Origin of the sequence: Pseudomonas urmiensis, from assembly GCF_014268815.2 — a bacterium.
GTDB classification, from domain to species: domain Bacteria; phylum Pseudomonadota; class Gammaproteobacteria; order Pseudomonadales; family Pseudomonadaceae; genus Aquipseudomonas; species Aquipseudomonas urmiensis.
This window is the reverse complement of the sequence record NZ_JABWRE020000001.1, coordinates 4,032,937-4,051,296: the sequence shown is the minus strand read 5'-3', so window position 1 is coordinate 4,051,296 and position 18,360 is coordinate 4,032,937. Positions and strand designations below refer to the sequence as shown.

22 protein-coding genes and 3 pseudogenes are annotated in these 18,360 nt (G+C 57.0%); 9 read left to right on the top strand and 16 right to left on the bottom strand.

The features are described from left to right. Positions 1–17: 17 nt before the first annotated feature. Complete coding sequence (locus HU737_RS18215; protein WP_186553760.1) at positions 18–569, top strand: hypothetical protein; 552 nt, start codon at positions 18–20, stop codon at positions 567–569. Positions 570–699: 130 nt separating this feature from the next. Here the strand turns inward: HU737_RS18215 and HU737_RS18210 are convergent. Continuing rightward, positions 700–882: pseudogene (locus HU737_RS18210) on the bottom strand (SDR family oxidoreductase); the annotation flags it as partial. Positions 883–997: 115 nt separating this feature from the next. On the opposite strand from HU737_RS18210, the gene HU737_RS18205 reads away from it, so the two are divergent. Together HU737_RS18205 and HU737_RS18200 are read left to right on the top strand one after the other, a co-directional pair. Continuing rightward, positions 998–1,879 carry a hypothetical protein gene (locus tag HU737_RS18205; protein ID WP_186553761.1) on the top strand — a complete coding sequence of 294 codons (882 nt, stop codon included), beginning with the start codon at positions 998–1,000 and terminating at the stop codon, positions 1,877–1,879. Positions 1,880–2,124: 245 nt separating this feature from the next. Continuing rightward, positions 2,125–3,153 (top strand): DUF4238 domain-containing protein, encoded by a 1,029-nt coding sequence (locus HU737_RS18200; protein ID WP_186553762.1) that lies wholly within the window; start codon positions 2,125–2,127, stop codon positions 3,151–3,153. A 248-nt stretch (positions 3,154–3,401) separates the two neighbouring features. Here the strand turns inward: HU737_RS18200 and HU737_RS18195 are convergent, their stop codons facing one another. Together HU737_RS18195 and HU737_RS26455 are read right to left on the bottom strand one after the other, a co-directional pair. Beyond that, positions 3,402–4,277 carry a TIR domain-containing protein gene (locus tag HU737_RS18195; RefSeq protein WP_186553763.1) on the bottom strand — a complete coding sequence of 292 codons (876 nt, stop codon included), beginning with the start codon at positions 4,275–4,277 and terminating at the stop codon, positions 3,402–3,404. Then, positions 4,232–4,618, bottom strand: a complete 387-nt coding sequence (locus HU737_RS26455) for a transposase (RefSeq protein ID WP_367616042.1) — start codon at positions 4,616–4,618, stop codon at positions 4,232–4,234. The genes HU737_RS18195 and HU737_RS26455 overlap by 46 nt, the downstream gene beginning before the upstream one ends. Before the next feature lie 134 nt (positions 4,619–4,752). On the opposite strand from HU737_RS26455, the gene HU737_RS18185 reads away from it, so the two are divergent. Then, on the top strand, positions 4,753–5,829 hold the full coding sequence (locus HU737_RS18185) for an ArsO family NAD(P)H-dependent flavin-containing monooxygenase (protein ID WP_225915620.1): 1,077 nt from the start codon (positions 4,753–4,755) through the stop codon (positions 5,827–5,829). Positions 5,830–5,852: 23 nt separating this feature from the next. On the opposite strand, the gene arsJ is transcribed toward HU737_RS18185, so the two are convergent. The 8 genes from arsJ to HU737_RS18145 are packed head-to-tail and all read right to left on the bottom strand — an operon-like array spanning position 5,853 to position 11,718. Then, the gene (gene arsJ, locus HU737_RS18180; RefSeq protein WP_186553766.1) at positions 5,853–7,085 is read right to left on the bottom strand and encodes an organoarsenical effux MFS transporter ArsJ; all 1,233 of its coding nucleotides are present in this window, start codon (positions 7,083–7,085) and stop codon (positions 5,853–5,855) included. Between the two features lie 9 nt (positions 7,086–7,094). Then, positions 7,095–8,099, bottom strand: coding sequence for an ArsJ-associated glyceraldehyde-3-phosphate dehydrogenase (locus tag HU737_RS18175; RefSeq protein ID WP_186553767.1), 1,005 nt, complete (start codon positions 8,097–8,099; stop codon positions 7,095–7,097). Positions 8,100–8,131: 32 nt separating this feature from the next. After that, entirely contained in the window at positions 8,132–8,635 is a 504-nt protein-coding gene (locus HU737_RS18170; protein WP_186553768.1) for a cyclin-dependent kinase inhibitor 3 family protein, read from the bottom strand. Between the two features lie 12 nt (positions 8,636–8,647). Next, positions 8,648–9,364, bottom strand: a complete 717-nt coding sequence (arsH, locus tag HU737_RS18165) for an arsenical resistance protein ArsH (RefSeq protein WP_186553769.1) — start codon at positions 9,362–9,364, stop codon at positions 8,648–8,650. A gap of 4 nt (positions 9,365–9,368) precedes the next feature. Beyond that, a complete protein-coding gene (gene arsB, locus HU737_RS18160) occupies positions 9,369–10,430 on the bottom strand; it encodes an ACR3 family arsenite efflux transporter (protein ID WP_186553770.1) in 1,062 nt (353 codons plus the stop codon). A gap of 18 nt (positions 10,431–10,448) precedes the next feature. Beyond that, on the bottom strand, positions 10,449–10,919 hold the full coding sequence (locus tag HU737_RS18155) for an arsenate reductase ArsC (RefSeq protein WP_186553771.1): 471 nt from the start codon (positions 10,917–10,919) through the stop codon (positions 10,449–10,451). Positions 10,920–10,939: 20 nt separating this feature from the next. Beyond that, positions 10,940–11,296, bottom strand: a complete 357-nt coding sequence (locus HU737_RS18150; protein ID WP_019752756.1) for a metalloregulator ArsR/SmtB family transcription factor — start codon at positions 11,294–11,296, stop codon at positions 10,940–10,942. Positions 11,297–11,304: 8 nt separating this feature from the next. Further along, positions 11,305–11,718 carry an arsenate reductase ArsC gene (locus HU737_RS18145; protein WP_186553772.1) on the bottom strand — a complete coding sequence of 138 codons (414 nt, stop codon included), beginning with the start codon at positions 11,716–11,718 and terminating at the stop codon, positions 11,305–11,307. A 116-nt stretch (positions 11,719–11,834) separates the two neighbouring features. On the opposite strand from HU737_RS18145, the gene HU737_RS18140 reads away from it, so the two are divergent. Beyond that, complete coding sequence (locus HU737_RS18140; RefSeq protein ID WP_186553773.1) at positions 11,835–12,173, top strand: ArsR/SmtB family transcription factor; 339 nt, start codon at positions 11,835–11,837, stop codon at positions 12,171–12,173. Between the two features lie 44 nt (positions 12,174–12,217). Continuing rightward, positions 12,218–13,360 (top strand): flavin-containing monooxygenase, encoded by a 1,143-nt coding sequence (locus HU737_RS18135; RefSeq protein WP_225915619.1) that lies wholly within the window; start codon positions 12,218–12,220, stop codon positions 13,358–13,360. Here the strand turns inward: HU737_RS18135 and HU737_RS18130 are convergent. After that, a pseudogene (locus HU737_RS18130) lies at positions 13,263–13,616 on the bottom strand (GNAT family N-acetyltransferase); the annotation flags it as partial. The gene HU737_RS18135 and the pseudogene HU737_RS18130 overlap by 98 nt on opposite strands. Here HU737_RS18130 and HU737_RS26245 point away from each other — a divergent pair. Further along, positions 13,615–13,707, top strand: a pseudogene (locus tag HU737_RS26245) (transposase domain-containing protein); the annotation flags it as partial. The pseudogenes HU737_RS18130 and HU737_RS26245 sit on opposite strands and share 2 nt — an antisense overlap. A 68-nt stretch (positions 13,708–13,775) precedes the next feature. Next, positions 13,776–14,264 carry a GNAT family N-acetyltransferase gene (locus HU737_RS18125; RefSeq protein ID WP_186553774.1) on the top strand — a complete coding sequence of 163 codons (489 nt, stop codon included), beginning with the start codon at positions 13,776–13,778 and terminating at the stop codon, positions 14,262–14,264. A gap of 464 nt (positions 14,265–14,728) precedes the next feature. Here the strand turns inward: HU737_RS18125 and HU737_RS18120 are convergent, their stop codons facing one another. The 3 genes from HU737_RS18120 to HU737_RS18110 all read right to left on the bottom strand — a co-directional run bounded on the left by HU737_RS18120 (position 14,729) and on the right by HU737_RS18110 (position 16,264). After that, on the bottom strand, positions 14,729–15,331 hold the full coding sequence (locus tag HU737_RS18120; protein ID WP_186553775.1) for a DUF6088 family protein: 603 nt from the start codon (positions 15,329–15,331) through the stop codon (positions 14,729–14,731). A gap of 58 nt (positions 15,332–15,389) precedes the next feature. Continuing rightward, positions 15,390–15,656, bottom strand: coding sequence for an antitoxin Xre/MbcA/ParS toxin-binding domain-containing protein (locus HU737_RS26450; protein WP_186553776.1), 267 nt, complete (start codon positions 15,654–15,656; stop codon positions 15,390–15,392). Positions 15,657–15,976: 320 nt separating this feature from the next. Then, positions 15,977–16,264, bottom strand: coding sequence for a helix-turn-helix domain-containing protein (locus HU737_RS18110; RefSeq protein WP_186553777.1), 288 nt, complete (start codon positions 16,262–16,264; stop codon positions 15,977–15,979). An 85-nt stretch (positions 16,265–16,349) separates the two neighbouring features. Between HU737_RS18110 and HU737_RS18105 the strand changes: the two genes are divergently transcribed. Next, positions 16,350–16,802, top strand: a complete 453-nt coding sequence (locus HU737_RS18105) for a hypothetical protein (RefSeq protein ID WP_186553778.1) — start codon at positions 16,350–16,352, stop codon at positions 16,800–16,802. Positions 16,803–17,136: 334 nt separating this feature from the next. Here the strand turns inward: HU737_RS18105 and HU737_RS18100 are convergent, their stop codons facing one another. After that, positions 17,137–18,075: an Abi family protein gene (locus HU737_RS18100; RefSeq protein WP_186553779.1), complete on the bottom strand. Its 939-nt coding sequence runs from the start codon at positions 18,073–18,075 to the stop codon at positions 17,137–17,139. Positions 18,076–18,360: the final 285 nt, after the last annotated feature.

The following is an 18,360-nucleotide window of genomic DNA, read 5'->3' as shown; positions in this document are numbered from 1 at the left end:
CCTGCTCGGTAGAAAAAATGAACGCAACAAACAGTCTGGATAGAGCTGAAAGATTTGGTGAAATCTGCCAAGCAATCGGCTTCACCTTGTGGCAGCTACAGATGCTTGAGGGATCAACCGCCCAATTTTTCGTATTGGTCGAGCAAGCCGTACCGCAGATGGGGGAGGAGGAAGGCAACATTCTTGTAACAGAGGCTCAGAAGAAGACCTTCGGAGGCAGCATTTCGCGCCTATCCAGAAGTGAACATCTTCCGAAAGACGTACTGGTGCGCTTCCAGTCCCTACTAAAAGACCGCAACTGGCTGGTGCATAGCTCCAACGCGGATAGCAAGAAAGCTTTGAATGACGAAGCTGCCTATGTTGGGCTTCACAGAAAGCTGGAATCTATCGTGGAGGAGTCTGCACAGTTGTTGAGGGAAATTCTGGCACTCTCGGAAAAATTCGTCCTTGGACACGGTGTGTCGATGGCGGATCTTGAGACCCGAACTGCCGAAATACTCAAAGAGTGGCAGAGCGAGATGGCCCACCCCGAGCTCAACCCGCTATTCAACGCGGAATATTCTCTTTGAGTACACGAATTCATTAGTCTATGACGCAGTCACCCCGAGGGTATAGTTGGGCCAATACAGGTTCTTGACCTGGGCATTTTGTATCTGCGCCCTGGTACAGAGAGGATCACGTCGCTCAGGCTACCCATCGCGGGCAGGAGCGTTGCTGACTTCCTAAGCTCTTGATGCCTGAAGCGGCCAGTGTGCGGGTCGGACCTGCCGAAATGGCGCTGACGCGAGTGCCTTCCGGGCCCAGGCTGCCGGATAGGTAGCGCACACCGGCTTCCAGGCGAGCCTTGACCGCCAATACACCTTCATGGCTGTGCTGCTGCATCTGCTCAGGGCGTGGGCACGTCGGTATGAGGTGTCTGATTGTCCCTGAACCAAGGCGCCGCTATCATCGCCCGCTTTGCCACGAAGTATCGCGGTGTTTAGTGAGAGGGATTGCTATGACGTTGTGGGGACCTGTCAACGGTGTGTTTACGGCTTCAGCGTCGTGGTTGCCGAACCTGGATTTTCTAGACAAGTTCCAATGGTTTCCCTTCATCTTGACGGCCACTGCAGCCCTCATTACCGCGTTGATCGGCGCTCGCCGTGGTGCATTGGCAGCACAGAAGATCGCGAAGAACCACAAGCAGCATGAAGAGCTCATAAAGGAAATCCGGGCCTGTAACGCTGGCATAACGATTTCTACTTTCATGCTGGATTATGCGGTAGGGGTTTACGAAGTCGCACACCCTATGCGTGAAAACTACCTAGAATCCATGCGGTTGCACAACCTTGGCACACCAGTCATTACACCACAGGAAGTTCGTGGCATTTCAGCATCGACTCCTCCAATCGTTGAGCTGAGGAAGATTATCTTTGAAGACGTGACAGCGCCAGTGAGTGCGCTGCGAGCGATAATGTCGTTGTCTCAAGCGGTAGAGCATGCAGTTAATGCCATCGAGAGCCGCAACGAGCTTCTCGAAAAATTCAGGAGCAACCAGTATCCCGACGGTTTCGGTTTTACTGAAATGTACTACGGCATACCTGTGGGCGGGGTGGCCCACAGAGATTACCACGACATCGTCATGAACCTCGCCGAGACAAGTGACGAAATGCTGTTTTTCAGTGAAGTGCTGTGCGTGGAGTTGTATGAGCACGCCTCTGCATTAAGAAAGAGCCTAAAGACGTTCTCGAAAGAGCCGGTGGTTGTCAGGAAATTGCTGTTGAGACCAGATGCAGAGGCTCGGCAGGTTCGGGTCAGAGAGAAATACAAAGATTGGTACGCGTCGATGAAGCCGATTCAAGATATGCGCCGTAAGTGGTGGCAGTTCTGGCGCAAGTAAGGTATCCCTTGGCCTATCTGCAAGGATCAGGATGCTTGAGGGGGGCGGACTCGTTGGCCGTCACCTGATGATCACCAAGCGGCACCTGAGAAAGTTAATGCGTCGCGCGCGAAGCTGCCTGCCAATAAGCAAGATGTAGAGGCGACGTTGGACTTCGTCCAGGATGGTTCGAGATAGGGTTCGCCGGCGAGCCGCGCAGGCGAGCCCGGTTGCCAGGTGGCAAGGCATTGGAGGATTTAGCAGAAATGGAAAGCTTTAAAAAGGACAACCACTACGTACCTCAGGCGTACCTGAGGCACTGGATGATCCAGGGCAAAGTCCTCGCCTACCGTCTGCTAGTGCCGCATGAAAAAAGCGCGATTTGGAAGCCGCTTTCAACCAAAAGCGTGGCCGTGCTTCGGCATCTTTATACTCGTCTCTCTGGCTCTGAGGAGACCGACGAAGTCGAGCGCTGGCTTGAACGTGATTTCGAAGGTCCAGGACTCGCATCCATCGATAAGGTAGTTAGCGAGTCGCAGTTGACCCGCGAGGATTGGAACAACCTGTTCCGCTTTGCTGTTGCGCAATCTGTCCGTACTCCTGCCCAGATGCAGAGCTTTATCAAACGGCACACTGAAACGCTTGAGGCATTCCTGTCTGAGACTATAGAGTGGTCAGTGGGCCAAATCGAGGCAGCTTCAGCCGCTGGAGTTCAACCTGAACCCCCTCCGGTTCTAGACCCTTACAGTAAGCTGCCGCTGAAGATTCAACGTTTGAAGAATGAGCATGGCGAAGAAGGCATCCAAGCCGAGATCCTGGTTGGGCGGAAATTCTGGCTCTGGCAGATCGAACACGTGCTCAAGAGCACTATCAATCGATTGCCAAATCATCGTTGGACCATCCTACACGCTCCACCTGGAGTCACCTGGCCAACGTCCGATAATCCGTTCATGAGGGTCGGAATTGGGGCGAATGGAGCACTCAGTCTTGAGGGCGGTTGGGATGTACCAGGCACAATGCTGTTCATGCCACTCAGTCCCAAGCACCTCCTGTTCACGTGTGTTGGCTCACCGCCCCCTCGGCGCGGCACCACGTCGAGTCTCGCTCAGGCAGCATTTTTCAGGACGATGATTTTGACCGGGGCCCATCACTACGTATTTGCGACAGATACGCGAGATATTGAGGAATACAGGCCCCGCACCGTCTGTCCCGAGCAGTTTAAAGCAGTACGTAAGCATTGGGCGGAATGGCATGAGACCCAGTCGAGAGAGGAACCCAATTATCCTGACATGTGATCAATCGAGTCCTTTTTGCTTTGGGCAGGTGTATCCCGACTGCACCATGGCCCTGGTGGTGCCGGGATACTGGTGAATATTCACTAATCAGCGAATTACGGAAATAAAAAAGCCCGCCGTAATGGGCGGGCTATCAGATGTCTCCGAGGGGAGGCTAAGCGCCAACGAGGTCTCGGAGCAAGCTGTCACAGGTTACGTTTTCTGGTCTGTGTCTACCAGCGTTATCAACGTAACCATGACAAGCGGGGCTAGCCGCGCATCACCTTATTCCAATCAATCTCATAACCGGCGTCTTGGAGTTCACGACTCAAGGCTTGCTTCCAACCGTCGTCGTTCATCGGCGTCCACACTACGCCTGCAAAGTCGCTTGGAATCTCAACCTGACCGCGCTTCAGTGCGCAGACTCTTTCCCGACCCAGGCAGCCGAGGAAATAACCTAGCTCCAACAGGACGTTTTGCCTTGCACGCGGCTCTAATTCCCCACCCTTTACACAGCCTTGGTCGTCAGGCGTGAGCAATACAACGGCAAATCCTACGTCTCGGTGTCTTTCTATCTTCTCGATCACCGTCCCGCCACGGTTTGCCTGCTCATGCAGAATGATTGGCTCTAGACCAAGCTTTTCAAGGAATCGAGCCACCGACTCTCTTGCTCCCTCGTCATGGCCATGGACAACGAACACTCGACCTGAGTGGACGACTCTATCTTCAGGGGATGATGTGACCTGGATCTGCCCCGAGGCTGAGAGATCCGCCAAATCCTCCTTCAAACTTTTCTGTGCTTGCTCAAGCAGAGCAATAGAGTTTTGTACCCTGCGTTGAATTGGGGTGTAGTAGTCAATCTGCTGTCCGGTACTGACGATCATCGGATAGTACGTGAGGTCTGCGGCGGCTGCGTAGGTCCGATAGGCACTGGTGTCTTCCCCGAAGCATCTGGTCAGACTGTCCTTTATGGCAACCTGCATAGTCTTAAGCTCAGGTGTGTTTCCATTCCGGACGGTGTTGAGGTCAAAAGCGTGGAGCTCTGCAATTCGTTCAGATAGCCGAGCAAGGCCACGGTCGATCTCTTGCGATGTCAGTTTCATCTTCGGCTGTGGAGGTACAACAGAGGGGGTTTTTCGTGCCATGGTCTACACATTCCTTGGTAGCGGTAGGCCATTATTGCTGATTTGAAATGTCCGATCACCCTCGGGAGGCCCCGGACGCATCTGGTCTCTTGCCCGGCCATGGGTAACTCAATGATCACTGACGCTTCGGCTGACCGTTTAGGTGCGGCTTTTAGCGGGACGAATGCCGGCAGTGAAGTCGCTGCGGGCTGATGTCGATAGAGCGGCATCCATTTGCGGATGACGTTGGCGTTGATGCCGTGGCTGATGGCAACGCTGGACACGGTTGCGCCAAGTTGCAAACATTCCTGAACTGGGTAATTGCATTCATTTGACCACCTGTTTGCATTCGACTTGACCACCCAATTGCATTCGACTTGACCAGTCGTTTGCGTTCAGCGCCGCCAGGTGCGCCTGAGGCCGGCAGGGCTTGGGTTAGAAATGAGCTCAGCTTTCTGAAAAGATGTACCCCATCACTGTTTCGAAGGGGATTGGAATGACAGCTCATGCAGAGCGGGTGTGGGATGTGGTCATCATTGGCGGTGGGCAAGCGGCGTTGGCGACTGCCTATTTTCTCCGCCGCACCGGGCTTTCGTTCGTCATGCTCGATGCCGAGGATGCGCCCGGCGGAGCTTGGCGACATGGCTGGAATTCCCTTCGGCTCTTCTCGCCAGCCACCTGGAGCTCCATACCCGGCTGGATGATGCCGCCTGTTCAGGATGGCTATCCCTCTCGCGAACATGTCGTCGATTACCTGAGCCGCTACGAAGCGCGCTATCAGTTCCCTATTGAGCGGCCAGTGCGGGTCACCTCCGTCGAGAGCCTCGGCGGTGCATTGCGTGTCCATTCCGAGCGCGGGTACTGGGACGCAAGAGCGGTAGTCAGTGCCACGGGCACCTGGAGCAACCCCAATATTCCTGCTTATCCCGGTGCCGAGCTGTTCCGTGGTCAGCAGCTGCATTCAGCTCACTATGTTGAGCCGCAGGCCTTCTCGGGCAAGCGGGTCCTGGTCGTCGGTGGCGGCAACTCCGGGGCCCAGATTCTCGCAGAGGTTTCCCAAGTAGCAGATGCGACCTGGGTAACGCCAACCGACCCACTTTTCCTGCCTGATGATGTGGACGGTCGAGTGCTGTTCGAGCGGGCGACAGAGCGCTGGAAAGCGCAGATGGAGGGCCGTGTGATTGAGCAGCCAGTCGGTGGGCTGGGCGATATCGTGATGGTCCCGCCTGTGGTCGCGGCGCGTGAGCGAGATGTTCTGCACGCTGTGCGGCCCTTCATTCGTTTCACCCCCGACGGTGTGGTCTGGACGGACGGCTCGGAGACCGCAGTCGATGCGGTGATCTGGTGCACCGGATTCAAGCCGTCGCTGGGGCACTTGGCGAGCCTCGGGGTAGTCACCGGTGACGGCCGCGTCGAAGTTTCAGGTACACGGGCAGTGAATGAGCCTGGCCTATGGCTGGTGGGTTATGGCGAGTGGACAGGCTCTGCATCCGCGACCTTGATAGGGGTGACGCGCACAGCCCGGAGCACTGTTGCTGAGATCGAGCAGTTTCTGGTGAAAGCGGAGGCGTGAGTGCCTCCGTTCTCCCTCAGTGATCAGTAGGTCTGCTGCGCCATATCGCTGTGTCTGGGCAACCCGATCGAGATGAGCGCGGCAGCCAGTACGAAAATGCTGGAAACCCACAGGCAGGCCTCCAGGCCATAGGCTTGGAACACCCAGCCTGACAGCAGCGTGCCGACCAGCCGCCCGAGGGCGTTGGACATGTAGTAGAAGCCTACGTCCAGGGAGACACCGTCTTCCTTGGCATAGCTGACGATCAGGTAGCTATGCAGCGAGGAGTTCACCGCGAACAGCACGCCGAACAGCATCAGCCCACCGAGCAGCACCACCTGCGCCGACCAGCCTGCTGATAGGCCCACGGCAATGAGCGCAGGCAGTCCGGCCAGGGCGAGAGCCCAGATGAATGCCGCTCGGCCGTCGGGCACATGACCACGCTTCTTGCCGGTGATGTGAGGAGCAAACGACTGGACGATGCCGTAGCCAATGATCCACACGGCGAGGAAGCCGCCGACCAGCCAGAAGTCCCAGCCAAACGCGGTGCTCAGGTACACCGGCAGCGCCACGACGAACCAGACGTCTCGGGCACCGAAGAGAAACAGCCGTGCGGCCGAGAGGATATTGATCGCCCGGCTCTTGGACAGCATGTCGCGGAACTTGGGTTTGGCCTTGGCTTTGCCCAAGTCCTTTTTCAGCAGCACCAGACTGCTGATCCAGATCAGGGCCAGTACTGCCGCCATGGCCAGCACTGCCAGGGTAAAACCGAGCAACCCGAGCAGTGCTCCGCCGAGGAAAAAGCCCACGCCTTTGAGTGCGTTCTTCGAGCCCGTCAGGATGGCCACCCATTTGTAGAGCGTCCCCTGTTGGCTATCCGGCACCAGGAGCTTGATGGAGCTCTTGGCGCTCATCTTGTTCAGGTCCTTGGCGATGCCGGACAGCGCCTGAGCGGCCATCACCCAGGGCACTGTCAGCCAGGCTGCCGGTACCGTGAGCATCAGCAAGGCCACGACCTGCATGCCCAGGCCGATGTTCATGGTGCGGTTGAGCCCCAGGCGGGCGCCGAGGTAGCCACCCACCAGGTTGGTGATCACGCCGAACACTTCGTAGAACAGGAACAGCGCGGCGATCTGCAGCGGCGTGTAGCCCAGCGAATGGAAGTGCAGCACCACCAGCATGCGCAATGCGCCGTCGGTGAGGGTGAAGGCCCAGTAGTTGCCGGTAACCAGCAAGTACTGACGCACTTCCGCAGACAGGACTGACAACGCCTTCATGATCGCTGTTTACTCCGCTGCGCCGACCAGGCGGGCCAGTTCCGCTGCACGGTTGGCGTAGCCCCATTCGTTGTCATACCAGGCGTAGAGCTTCACCTGGGTGCCATTGACCACCAAGGTCGACAGCGCGTCGATGATCGAGGAGCGCGGATCGGTGCGGTAGTCGATGGACACCAACGGGCGCTCTTCGTAGCCCAGGATATCTTTCAACGGGCCTTCGGCCGCCGCCTTCAGCAGAGCGTTGACCTCTTCAGCCGTGGTCTCACGTTCCACTTCGAACACGCAGTCGCTCAGCGAGGCGTTGGCCAGCGGTACGCGCACAGCGTGACCATTCAGCTTGCCGCGCAGCTCGGGGAAGATCTCGGCGATCGCGGTGGCCGAACCCGTGGTGGTTGGGATCAGGCTCATGCCGGAGGCACGGGCGCGGCGCAGGTCCTTGTGCGGCGTATCGAGGATGCTCTGGGTGTTGGTGAGGTCGTGGATGGTGGTGATCGATCCGTGGCGGATGCCCAGGTTCTCGTGAATCACCTTGACCACCGGGGCCAGGCAGTTGGTAGTGCAGGAGGCGGCGGTAACGATGCGATGCTGCGCCGGGTCGAATAGGTGCTGGTTGACGCCCATCACCACGTTCAGTGCACCTTTCTCCTTCACTGGAGCGCAGACCACCACACGTTTGACGCCCTGATCCAGGTAGGCCTGGAGCACGGCTACCGACTTCATCTTGCCGCTGGCCTCGATGACTAGGTCGCAGCCCGACCAATCGGTGTCGGCGATGGTCTTGTTTGCGGTGACCTGAATGCGCTTGCCGTCGATCACCACCATACTGCCCTCAGCACGGGCTTCACGGTGCCAGCGGCCGTGGACCGAGTCGAAGTTGATCAGGTGGGCATGGGTCTCGGCGTCGCCGGCCGGGTCATTGATCTGCACAAACTCGAACTCTGGCCAGTCCCAAGACGCGCGCAGCGCCAAGCGACCGATGCGGCCAAACCCATTGATGCCTACTTTGATTGCCATGTTGTTGTTCTCGCGTAGCCGTCAGGGGACGGTCAGAGGGTATTGGCGAACTGGTTGATGTAGTCGACGTGCGCAGGGTTCTGGATCGCACGTGGGCGCAGGGCCTGGACCTGAGCAACAGCTTCCTGCACAGGAATGCCGCACTCGATCATCAGGCGGGCCGCAAACAGGCCGGTGCGGCCGGAGCCGCCTTTGCAGTGAATGGCGATCGTCTTGCCAGTCATCACCAACGCTTTCAGGCGTTCCCGGTGGATCTCCCAGGCGGCAGCAAAGGGCTCGCCGGGCGCCTGGTCGTCTTCCACCGGCAGGTGGAACCATTCGAGGCCAAGCAGTTGGCACTCCTCGGGCAGCAGGTCGATCTCGTTCTGCAGCAGCTCTTCACTCGGCATCAGGGTGACCAGTGCACTCGCACCGGCTTCGCGTAGTGTTGCCAGCGCTTGGGATACCGAGGTGTCCTTGGTACCAGGGCACGGGGTGAAGATCAGCTGGCCGATCAGCTCGGGAGTCGCCAGCACGGAATACGGGTGCAATTGCATGCTCAGAAAGCCTCAGATGGATCGTTGATTAACGCGTTTGGAAAGTTCTTCAGCCGACTCCTTGCGCTCGGAGTAGCGATCGACGAGGTAGTCGGCGCGGTCACGAAGCAGCAGGGTGAACTTCACCAGCTCCTCCATCACGTCGACGACACGGTCGTAGTACGCCGAGGGCTTCATGCGGCCGGCCTCGTCGAACTCCAGGTAGGCCTTGGGTACGGACGACTGGTTGGGGATGGTGAACATGCGCATCCAGCGACCGAGGACGCGCAGCTGGTTGACCACGTTGAACGACTGCGAGCCGCCGCAGACCTGCATCACCGCGAGGGTCTTGCCTTGCGTCGGGCGCACGGCCCCCATGCTCAGTGGAATCCAGTCGATCTGCGACTTGAACACGCCGGTCATTGCACCGTGGCGTTCTGGCGAGCACCAGACCATGCCTTCGGACCACAGCACCAGGTCACGCAGTTCCTTGACCATGGGATGGTCGTCGGGCACGTCATCCGCCAGTGGCAGGCCGGTGGGGTTGAAGATCCGCGTCTCCGCACCGAAGTGCTCCAACAGGCGTGCCGCTTCTTCTGTCAGCAGACGGCTGAAGGAGCGTTCGCGTGTCGATCCGTACAGCAGCAGGATGCGCGGTTTATGGGTGGACTGCTGCTCGATCGCGAGCTTGTCGGCGGACGGCAGGTCGACCAGTTCGTTGTCGATGTTGGGGATGTGGTGTTCGGTCATGATTTTACTCCTGAGACAAGGCACCAGATGGCTGATCGAACCAGCGGCGCTTGAGCCACAAGGCCACGCCCACCAGAGAGATCAGTACCGGCACTTCCACCAAGGGCCCGATGACGGTGGCAAAGGCAACCGGCGAAGCGAGGCCGAAGGTAGCGATGGCCACGGCAATGGCCAGTTCGAAGTTGTTACTCGCTGCGGTGAACGCCAGCGCGGTGGTGCGTGGGTAGTCGGCCTCCAGCAGCTTGCCCATCCAGAAGCTGATGAAGAACATCACCACGAAGTAGATGGTCAGCGGGATGGCGATGCGCAGCACATCCAGCGGCAGCTGCAGCACCATGTCGCCCTTCAGGCTGAACATGGCCACGATGGTCAGCAGCAACGCCACGAGCGTCAGCGGACTGATCTTCGGAATGAAGCGCTGCTGGTACCAGGTCTCGCCCTTGCTACTGATCAGGATCTTGCGGGTCAGGAAGCCGGCCAGGAACGGGATGCCCAGGTAGATCAGCACCGACTGAGCGATGTCGAGGAAGCTGGTCTGGATGACACTACCCTCAAGGCCAAACAGCGGCGGCAGCAGGCCCAGGAAGATCCAGGCGTAAACGCTGAAGAACAGGATCTGGAAAATGCTGTTGAAGGCGACCAGGCCCGCCACGTACTGGTTGTTGCCACCGGCGATCTGGTTCCACACCAACACCATGGCGATGCAGCGCGCCAAGCCGATGAGGATCAGGCCGGTCATGTACTCCGGCTTGTCGGAGAGGAACACTATCGCCAGCCCGAACATCAGTACCGGGCCGATCACCCAGTTCTGGACCAGCGACAGTACGAGGATGCGCTTGTCCTTGAAAACCTGGGGCAACTCCTCGTATTTCACCTTCGCCAGTGGCGGGTACATCATGACGATGAGCCCAATGGCGATGGGGATGTTAGTCGAGCCTACCGACAGGCTGTTCAGCCACGCGGGTAATCCCTGGAACAGGCTGCCCAAGGCGATACCCAGGCCCATGGCCAGAAAGATCCAGACCGTCAGGTAACGGTCGAGGAAGGACAGTCGGCTTTTGCTCATGGTGGATCTCCCTAAACGTCAGAGCGTTCCGATGCGGGCCAGCTCGACCTTGAGCTGCGCGGCATCCAGTTGTTCAAAAGGTAGTGCGAGGAATGCCTTGAGGCGTCGTTTGATCTGCTCAAGCGTGAGGTCGAAAGCCGTGTCCAATTCGGCGGCGCTACCCTGCAGGTCCGACGGATCGGAAAGCCCCCAATGGGCTTTTACTGCCGGCCCGAAGAACACAGGGCAGGCTTCGCCAGCGGCCTTGTCGCAGACGGTGATGACGAAGTCCGGTGCCAGCTCGGCGTGTGCATCGCTGGATTTGCTGCTGAGGCCATCGGTGGAAATACCGGCGCGCTGCAGCGCGGAGATGGACAGCGGATGTACCTCACTCTTGGGCTGGCTTCCGGCGCTGTAGGCCTTCATACCGGCCGGGGCCAGGTGGTTGAACACGGCTTCTGACAGGATGCTGCGGCAGCTATTGGCGGTGCAGAGGAACAGTACTTTCATCGGCTTTTGCTCGGCAGTAATCAGCAGCAGGTAGCAGCACGCTGTGGGCGGTCACCCATGGCGTCCAGTCGAGTGGAGCTGCTGTTCAGCCACTCGCTGTTGGCCTCCAGCGTCGTTTTCAGGATCTCGCGTACCCAGGCGGGCAGCTCTGGATGCAGCCGGTAATAAACCCATTGGCCCTGGCGGCGGTCTGCCAGCAGGTCACACGTGCGCAACTGCGCCAGGTGGCGGGAAACCTTGGGCTGGCTTTCTTCCAGTGCACAGGTCAGCTCACAGACGCAGAGCTCTTCCTCGCGGGCGATCAGCAGCATCATCCGGATGCGGTTCTCGTCGGCGAGGCATTTGAAAACCTTGGTAGGGGTCAGTGGATCAGTCATAGCGATTCTCAGTGCTTGGTTTTCACGAGGACGAACATCTTGATGCGCTCATGGATCTCGTGAAGCGTATGGCGGAAGGCATCGTGTTTGTCGCTGGTGACCGGATCTTCGAAGTGCCACGCCAAGCGCGCGCCCAATGCCGGCAGTAACTGGCATTCCAGCGCCGCCTTGTCGCAAAGGGTGATGACGTAGTCGAAGCGCTCGTCGGCGAACTCATCGATGGACTTGCTGCGCAGGTCGCTGGCATCGATACCGAGGTGTTCAAGCGCCGCGAAGGTACGCGGTTCTACTTCGCCAGGCTGAGTACCGGCGCTGAATGCTTCAAAGCGCACAGGGTCTGTGTGTCGGAGCAATGCTTCGGCGAGCTGGGAGCGAGCAGCGTTTGCGGTGCAAACAAACAGGACGCGGATCTTGCCAGTCATCACGAGGTACTCTGCGTGTATATGGTTTTTCGAATATACGCTTTTTCGAATGTATCGCAACCCCTCCGGTGATGGGTGGCTTTACATGTGCATATTCGTGCACATATATTGGCGGCATGACGACCCACCAGAACCTCCGCACCCAAGTCATCGACGCTGCCATCGAGTCGCTGGACGAAGCCTTCTTCAAAGCACTCTGCGAGCCCTCCAGGGTCGCGGTGTTCAAGCGCGTGCTCCTGCTGGGCCGGGCGGATGTCGGCGAAATCGCTAAAGAGCTGCCGCAGGAGCGCTCGGTGGTCTCCAGGCATCTGCAGGTGCTGCACGATGCCCAGATCGTGAAAGCCACCAAGGTGGGCAGGCAGGTGTTCTACGAAGTGAATGGTGGGGCAATCGTCGAGCGCCTTGAGGGGCTGCTCCAGCGAACCAAGGGTCTGGTTTCGCTGTGCTGCCCGTAGCGCGTGCCCTTTTTTTGTCCTGATATATGCATGGGTGCGCACATATGAATAAATCGAGTCGCGCGGTGGATGTTATCGTCATCGGTGGTGGGCAAGCGGGTTTGGCGCTTGGCTGGCATTTGCAGCAACAGGGCTTGGACTTTCTCATCCTGGATGAGCAGACGCGCCCGGGTGGAAACTGGCGTAACTACTACGACAGCCTGCAACTGTTCTCCCCGGCAGAGTATTCAGCGCTACCGGGGATGGTGTTTCCCGGCGATCCCCAGGGCTACCCACTGCGAGACGAAGTGGTGCAGTACCTGGAGGCATACGCCGCCGAGTTTCAACTGCCCTTTGAGGGCGGCACCCGAGTGCTGGAAGTCGTGCAGAAGGACAAGGCATTCGAAGTTCGCGCTGCCAACGGATCGACCTTCACGGCGCGTGCGGTGGTCGTGGCATCAGGGGGCTTCAGCCGTCCAAGCACGCCTGACATCCCTGGCCTGGAAAGCTTTTCAGGTACCTGCCTGCACAGCTCGGCGTATCGAACGCCTGAGGCCTTTGCCGGCCAGCGCGTCGTCGTGGTCGGCGCGGCGAACTCGGCGGTTCAAATTGCCTATGAGCTTGCCGGCGTTGCGCAGGTAGTGCTGGCGACCCGCGAGAAGATCCGCTTCTTCCCCCAGCGGATCCTGGGGCTCGATTTTCATGCCTGGCTGAAATTCACCCGGTTGGAGCACACGCGGTGGTTGAGTGACCAGAGCACGCCCGTGCTGGACACCGGCAAGTACCGGAAGGCACTGGATACCGGGTGGCTCCAGCGCATAGCGATGTTCCAGCAGGTGTTGCCCGATGGCGTCGTCTGGCCAGATGGAACCACCCTGCAGGCCGACGCGCTGATTTTCGCAACGGGCTTCCGGCCGAACCTGGAGTTTCTGGCACAGCTTCCAGTCGCCGACCAGCAAGGTCGTGTCCTGCAGCGAAACGGCGTGGCAGATCAGGTGCCAGGCTTGTATTTCGTCGGGCTGCCCAAGCAAAGGAACTTCGCCTCGGCAACCCTCAGGGGTGTAGGGGCTGACGCAGGCTATCTCATGCCCCGGCTGCTTCGTCATCTGGACCGGGTTGGTTCGACGGAAACACCCGCTCAACGATCGCGCAATCCAGCCACCGGCCTTCAAGACAAGCGTGCTTCTCATAGACGCCAACCGTCCTGAAGCCGCAGGACTGGCAGAGCGCGAGGCTCACCTCGTTGAAGGTGAAAATTCGGGAGAGGACTTTCCAGAAACCACGTGCCTCAGCCTCACGGAGCAATGCTTTGAGCAGCGCCTTGCCGATGCCACGTCCGCGGACGTTACGGTGCAGATAGATCGAGAAGTCGGCGATGCCAGCGTAGCACGAACGTGCGCGGTAGCTGCTCAGGTTTGCCCACGCCACTACCGTACCGTCGACCTCGACGACCAGTACCGGGTATGCATATTTGAAGGACGTCCTCACGCGCCTGCCGACGCAGCGCTCAAGTGAGATTGCGGAGCTGCTGCCGCATCAATGGGTGCCCCGATAACCAGGCAAGGTGTTTGAGCAAATAGTGGTGAGCTAGAATGCCGAATGCATAGACCTCAAGGACGCGCGATGATATTGCAACACAGGCCAGTGAAGGCTGATGACATCAAAACTATCTGTAGCTTTCCCCTTAACGCTCAGGAACTGTTTTATATGTTCCCGAAAGCTCAATACCCTCTGACTGAAGCTCAGCTGTCTAACGCTATTACTCAACGATTCGACTCGACGATTGTCGAGGCCGGGAATAGCGTCGTCGGCTTTGCTAACTTTTATCGGGCTGAAACGGGTGGGGTTTGCTGTATCGGCAATGTCATCGTTGCCCAAGAGGCACGAGGTAAAGGTGTGGCGACCTTCATCGTGGAGACGATGACTGCTCTGGCGTTCGACCGCTATGACGCCACAGAGGTGCAGATCTCGTGCTTCAATGAAAATACAGCAGGCTTGCTGCTTTATCCAAAACTAGGCTTCTTGCCCTTTGCTGTCGAAGAGAGAACTTCTCTGGATAGTCGTAGATCAGCACTCATCCATATGACCCGCAGCAGAGCAGGCCGACCATAACCTCACCTTGAAAGCCCGGTTAATGGAGCTGCTTTTAGGTATTCAGTCAGCTGCTTTGTTTCTGGTGTGTCAGTGCTGAGTGGGCAGCGCTGTGCAGCCTAAGGATCAAGGGATGGGATTACTGGACGCTTACCGATAAGGGTGATCGCGTCCGCCTAAAAATACGCGGACACCATCGCCCTTAATGCTGGAGTTCGGAAGGTGAGTTCGCCGGACGCTTACGGATGAGCTAACGTTCAAGACGGTTCTGAAGACTGGTGAGAAGCTGGCGGTATCGAAGCCTTGAGCTTCACTAACTAGCCATGGAGCCTCTTTCAACCCTTGGCCGGCATCTGAATTAAGGGGCATGTGCGTGGCTCATTGCCGGCAAACGCGGCTCCACAATACTGCGCAGGCCTGGAAAATGGTGATGCTTCTGCGGGAGCCGGCGTAGCTTACTATCTGCGGTCTGCCTGTTCGCGAGTTTATTCGCGCGCATTCCAATTGCAATTGGCCAGTGCTGAGCGCATCCACTTAGGCATTTTGCACGTCATAAGCTTATTGAATTCCTCGTGATCGAGCGAATTGGCGATCTTGATCGCGATCTGCTCAGTTACGCCATTTTCTCCGAGATAGAAAAGGGCGGTCAGTGCCATCCCTATTTTCGTTCCCGCTTGTTGGAGTCGTCGGCGAGACGCATGGCGCAGCCGAACAACCGCGTTACCAATCTTGATCTCACGTGTCCTTCCGCTGGTGTAGAAAGTGGGCAAAACCTGCATTTGAACACTTAGCCCCAGTCGGCGAAGAGCTTCTGCACCATGGATCTGAATAGTCTCGCCTCTTGCCCTGGCAACGGCTTCTAACACAGAAATCGGGTTGGCTCGAATCATTTTGCCCGTGTATCGGCTGCGCATGGGACGCATGTAAACGCCGCGGGCAACACGCTCCAGAGAACCACTGAGCACCATCCGAGACAGAGCTTTGTTTACCGCAGTGCGTGAGCCCGTTCTCTCGAATACGTTCCTAACAAAGGGCCTCCCCTTACGCATACGCTTGATACGGTTCGAGATAGACTCTGCGATGGACACAGCTGATCCTATGTCAGACGAGTTGTGGGCAGTTACTCTGGCATGGAACCCAGCGGCGTTAAGCGTAGACACCGTATTCAATTCGTCCTAGAAGTGTCACCACTTGCTGGTAGCCCGATCGAGTTACCAAGATGCTGCAAGGTGACTGATGCCTTAGCCCGATCGCTGGCTTGTACAGCCATTGCGCGGCAAGCACACGACCGCCAAGCACTAGCGTTGCCAGATGCAAGGTTTGTTCGCACCTTCCCTTGAAGCATCGGTGGTCGATGCTCCAACACCCCTGTGGTGAACTTGGGCACAGCGCTAGTATCTGAGGATCGTTCATTTGCACACCTCAAAGGTGAAATCCTATCTCTCAACCGGCAAGTCGGCCAACGGGTTCCATTCCTTTGCCGACTTGTGCCGCTATGTCGAGGAACCTTCCTTGCGTCTGTTCCCGCCCTCGCAAAAGCTCCCGGGCGCCGCCTTCATTTTCTGCCTTTAGACGCCACTTGTCAGTCTTTACCTTCCGTCGGCCCTTCATTGCCGCTCCTCTGCCTCGTAGGTTGCGCCAAGGATCAACTCCGCCGCTGGGTCAGACAGCGCAGCCCTTGGTTGCATCCTATCGGACATCTCAGTTTATGCTGAAGGGGCAAGCGCCCATCCTCATGGGGCCAATGGTGTCACGCTTAGCTCCTCACGAACTCGCTCAATGATTGAGTCCAGGGTGGCATCCTCGTCCATAAAAAGGTAGCACTGGGTCAAGATCGTCAAAGGATGGACATTCATGGCAGAGGCGAGCCCATGCACCATTTCGAGGGTAGGGCCCTTTCCTCCGGCTTCCAGTTGACTAAGGTAGGTTTGGCTACTGTGGCCGCCGAAATCTTCTTGGCTGAGGCTACGGGATTTTCTCAGCAGCCTCATTGCCTTACCAAATGCCTGTTTCAGCTCCATTTTTTCATTCCTACAAAAGGAATGATGAAGCCGTCTTGAACGTCATACATCCATTAACTATTGTTAATATTTTGAGGGTTTTTCGATGTTCAAGACCTATAGACATGCCGAACTCAGCCCAGCAGGCATTTTCGGCGAGCCTGCCAGCCGTCACTGGAAATTTATTGAGCTGGAACTGCACCACCCATGGTTTTACGTGGAGCTTGTGCGCGATTACGGTGACGACATCGTGGGCAGCATGCTGATGATCCCTACGGTACCGATCCTGAAACAAATGCTTTCGGAGCTTGATGACCGCTCATGGTTCGCGCAGGCTCACCTGATGTCCCCTGGTCACATGAGGGGAGGGAGCGACTGGGTGATGGAACCGCTCCAGGAAGTGAGCGTTGCTGAAGACGCTTCAGGAGCGGAAGAGGGGTACATCTACAAGGTTGTAGGTGGGGCTTGTTACAGCATTCATCACTCGCCCCAGCAAGAAAACCTCAAGGTCACAGAAATTATTTTTTTGGCTGAGCGCGATCTGCGCGTGAATGGATGAGTAAAGAAACTTGAGTATTTTATTTGTCGTTGCAACTTTTAGAAGGCAAATCGACTGCTCTAGCTTAGCTGTCTTTGTGTTGATTTTAAAATTGGCTTCAATCAGTACTATTAAATACGGAAGCGAGTTTCAGTATTGTTATTCTAAACTGTTTAGTCTCCAGTCAGTAAGGTGCGGATTTTTTCCACTCAGCAACCAACGGGTTGTCAGTGAGCCCAGGCTGCTCTATGTGTATTTGGGGGAGAGGCTTGCGCTACCCAGTGCAATATGGGTATAGGCCTTCAGATTATGAGTTTCTCAAGGCTAACGAACGGCTTATCAGCAGCGATTGGCTTCAATAGAAAATTTTGTTAGATACTCTGCGACGATTGATCCTATGGATTTTTTCAGGAGTACGAGGAGTCTTGTTAGGCCAAGTGACGACTTCATGCTGTGGTGTCGTGCGAATCACCGCCTCGTACGTACCGACCCTACCACCGTTCTTCCGATACACTGTCAATGCTTCTTTTGTCAGCAGAGCTTGCAGGGACCACCAGTGATCGGACGCCTTAATGTAATTAGTAATTTCGGGATCTATCCAGCCTGCTAGCCAAGTTATTTGGTTTGCGAGCAAACGGAGGCTGTTTACCGTTTGGCGTGGCCGGCGAGGTATAAAGCCCAGATTGCCATATGAGTCAAACTCCGGCGTTCTCCAGATCTGATCGTGATGGCCAATCCTATTTCGAACATCTCGTACTTGGCTAAGTAGATTAGCCAGTCGGTCGACAAACGCTGCATCATCGTATGGCGTCGTAGCCAGGTCAGGGGCGTTTGGAAATGCTATTGATAAAACGCTAGCCTGCATGCCAGCAGGGTGCGATTTATGCTTCAAGCCTTTGATAATCGTTTCCCAGAATCCGAAGGGGACCTTCGCGACAATGTCGTCAACAGTTGCATTCCCTTTTCCTTTCTTCTTCGCGATTTTCCCTACCGCGCCGAGTACATCCTCATGGGTGTATCGTGTGAGCTTGTGCCAGTAGGTTGGCTCGGCAGGACTGGACGGGTTAGGTCTCGTTTTGAGCATCCACTCGAAGCTGTCCGCTCCGCTATAGTACTGGGACAGGCCTCTATGCAGGGCATTGCGAAGGCTGACCTCGAGGTCGCCGAGGATTGGTAGGAGAGCGGCTCCGACTGCTTGCGTCCATGCATAGCATCCCAAGAGATCGCTGTCGCTCGTGGTAACGAAAAATGTGTCGAGGGTCTTGAGGCGCGGGGCGGTCAGGTGGAAATGCATAGAGTCCCTTGTCAACGTATCGGTTTTCTACTATCTTCACTCTCGAAACGTGGGTTTTCCGGAATTCCGGTCGTGCCCGCGTACCCTGAGTAAGAACCCCGCCATGCTGCGGGGTTTTTGCTTTTTACGGGGCGAGAAAACCAAATCCCACCGTTGAGTCACTCGCGTGAGCAGTATCATCGGCTGCTCGGAACCAGCCGCCACCGCTGGGCGCTGCGATCACTCCCTTCAATACGCCCGCTGATTCAAGCTTTAGGCCTTTGACGAAAATCCTACGTCTCCTGA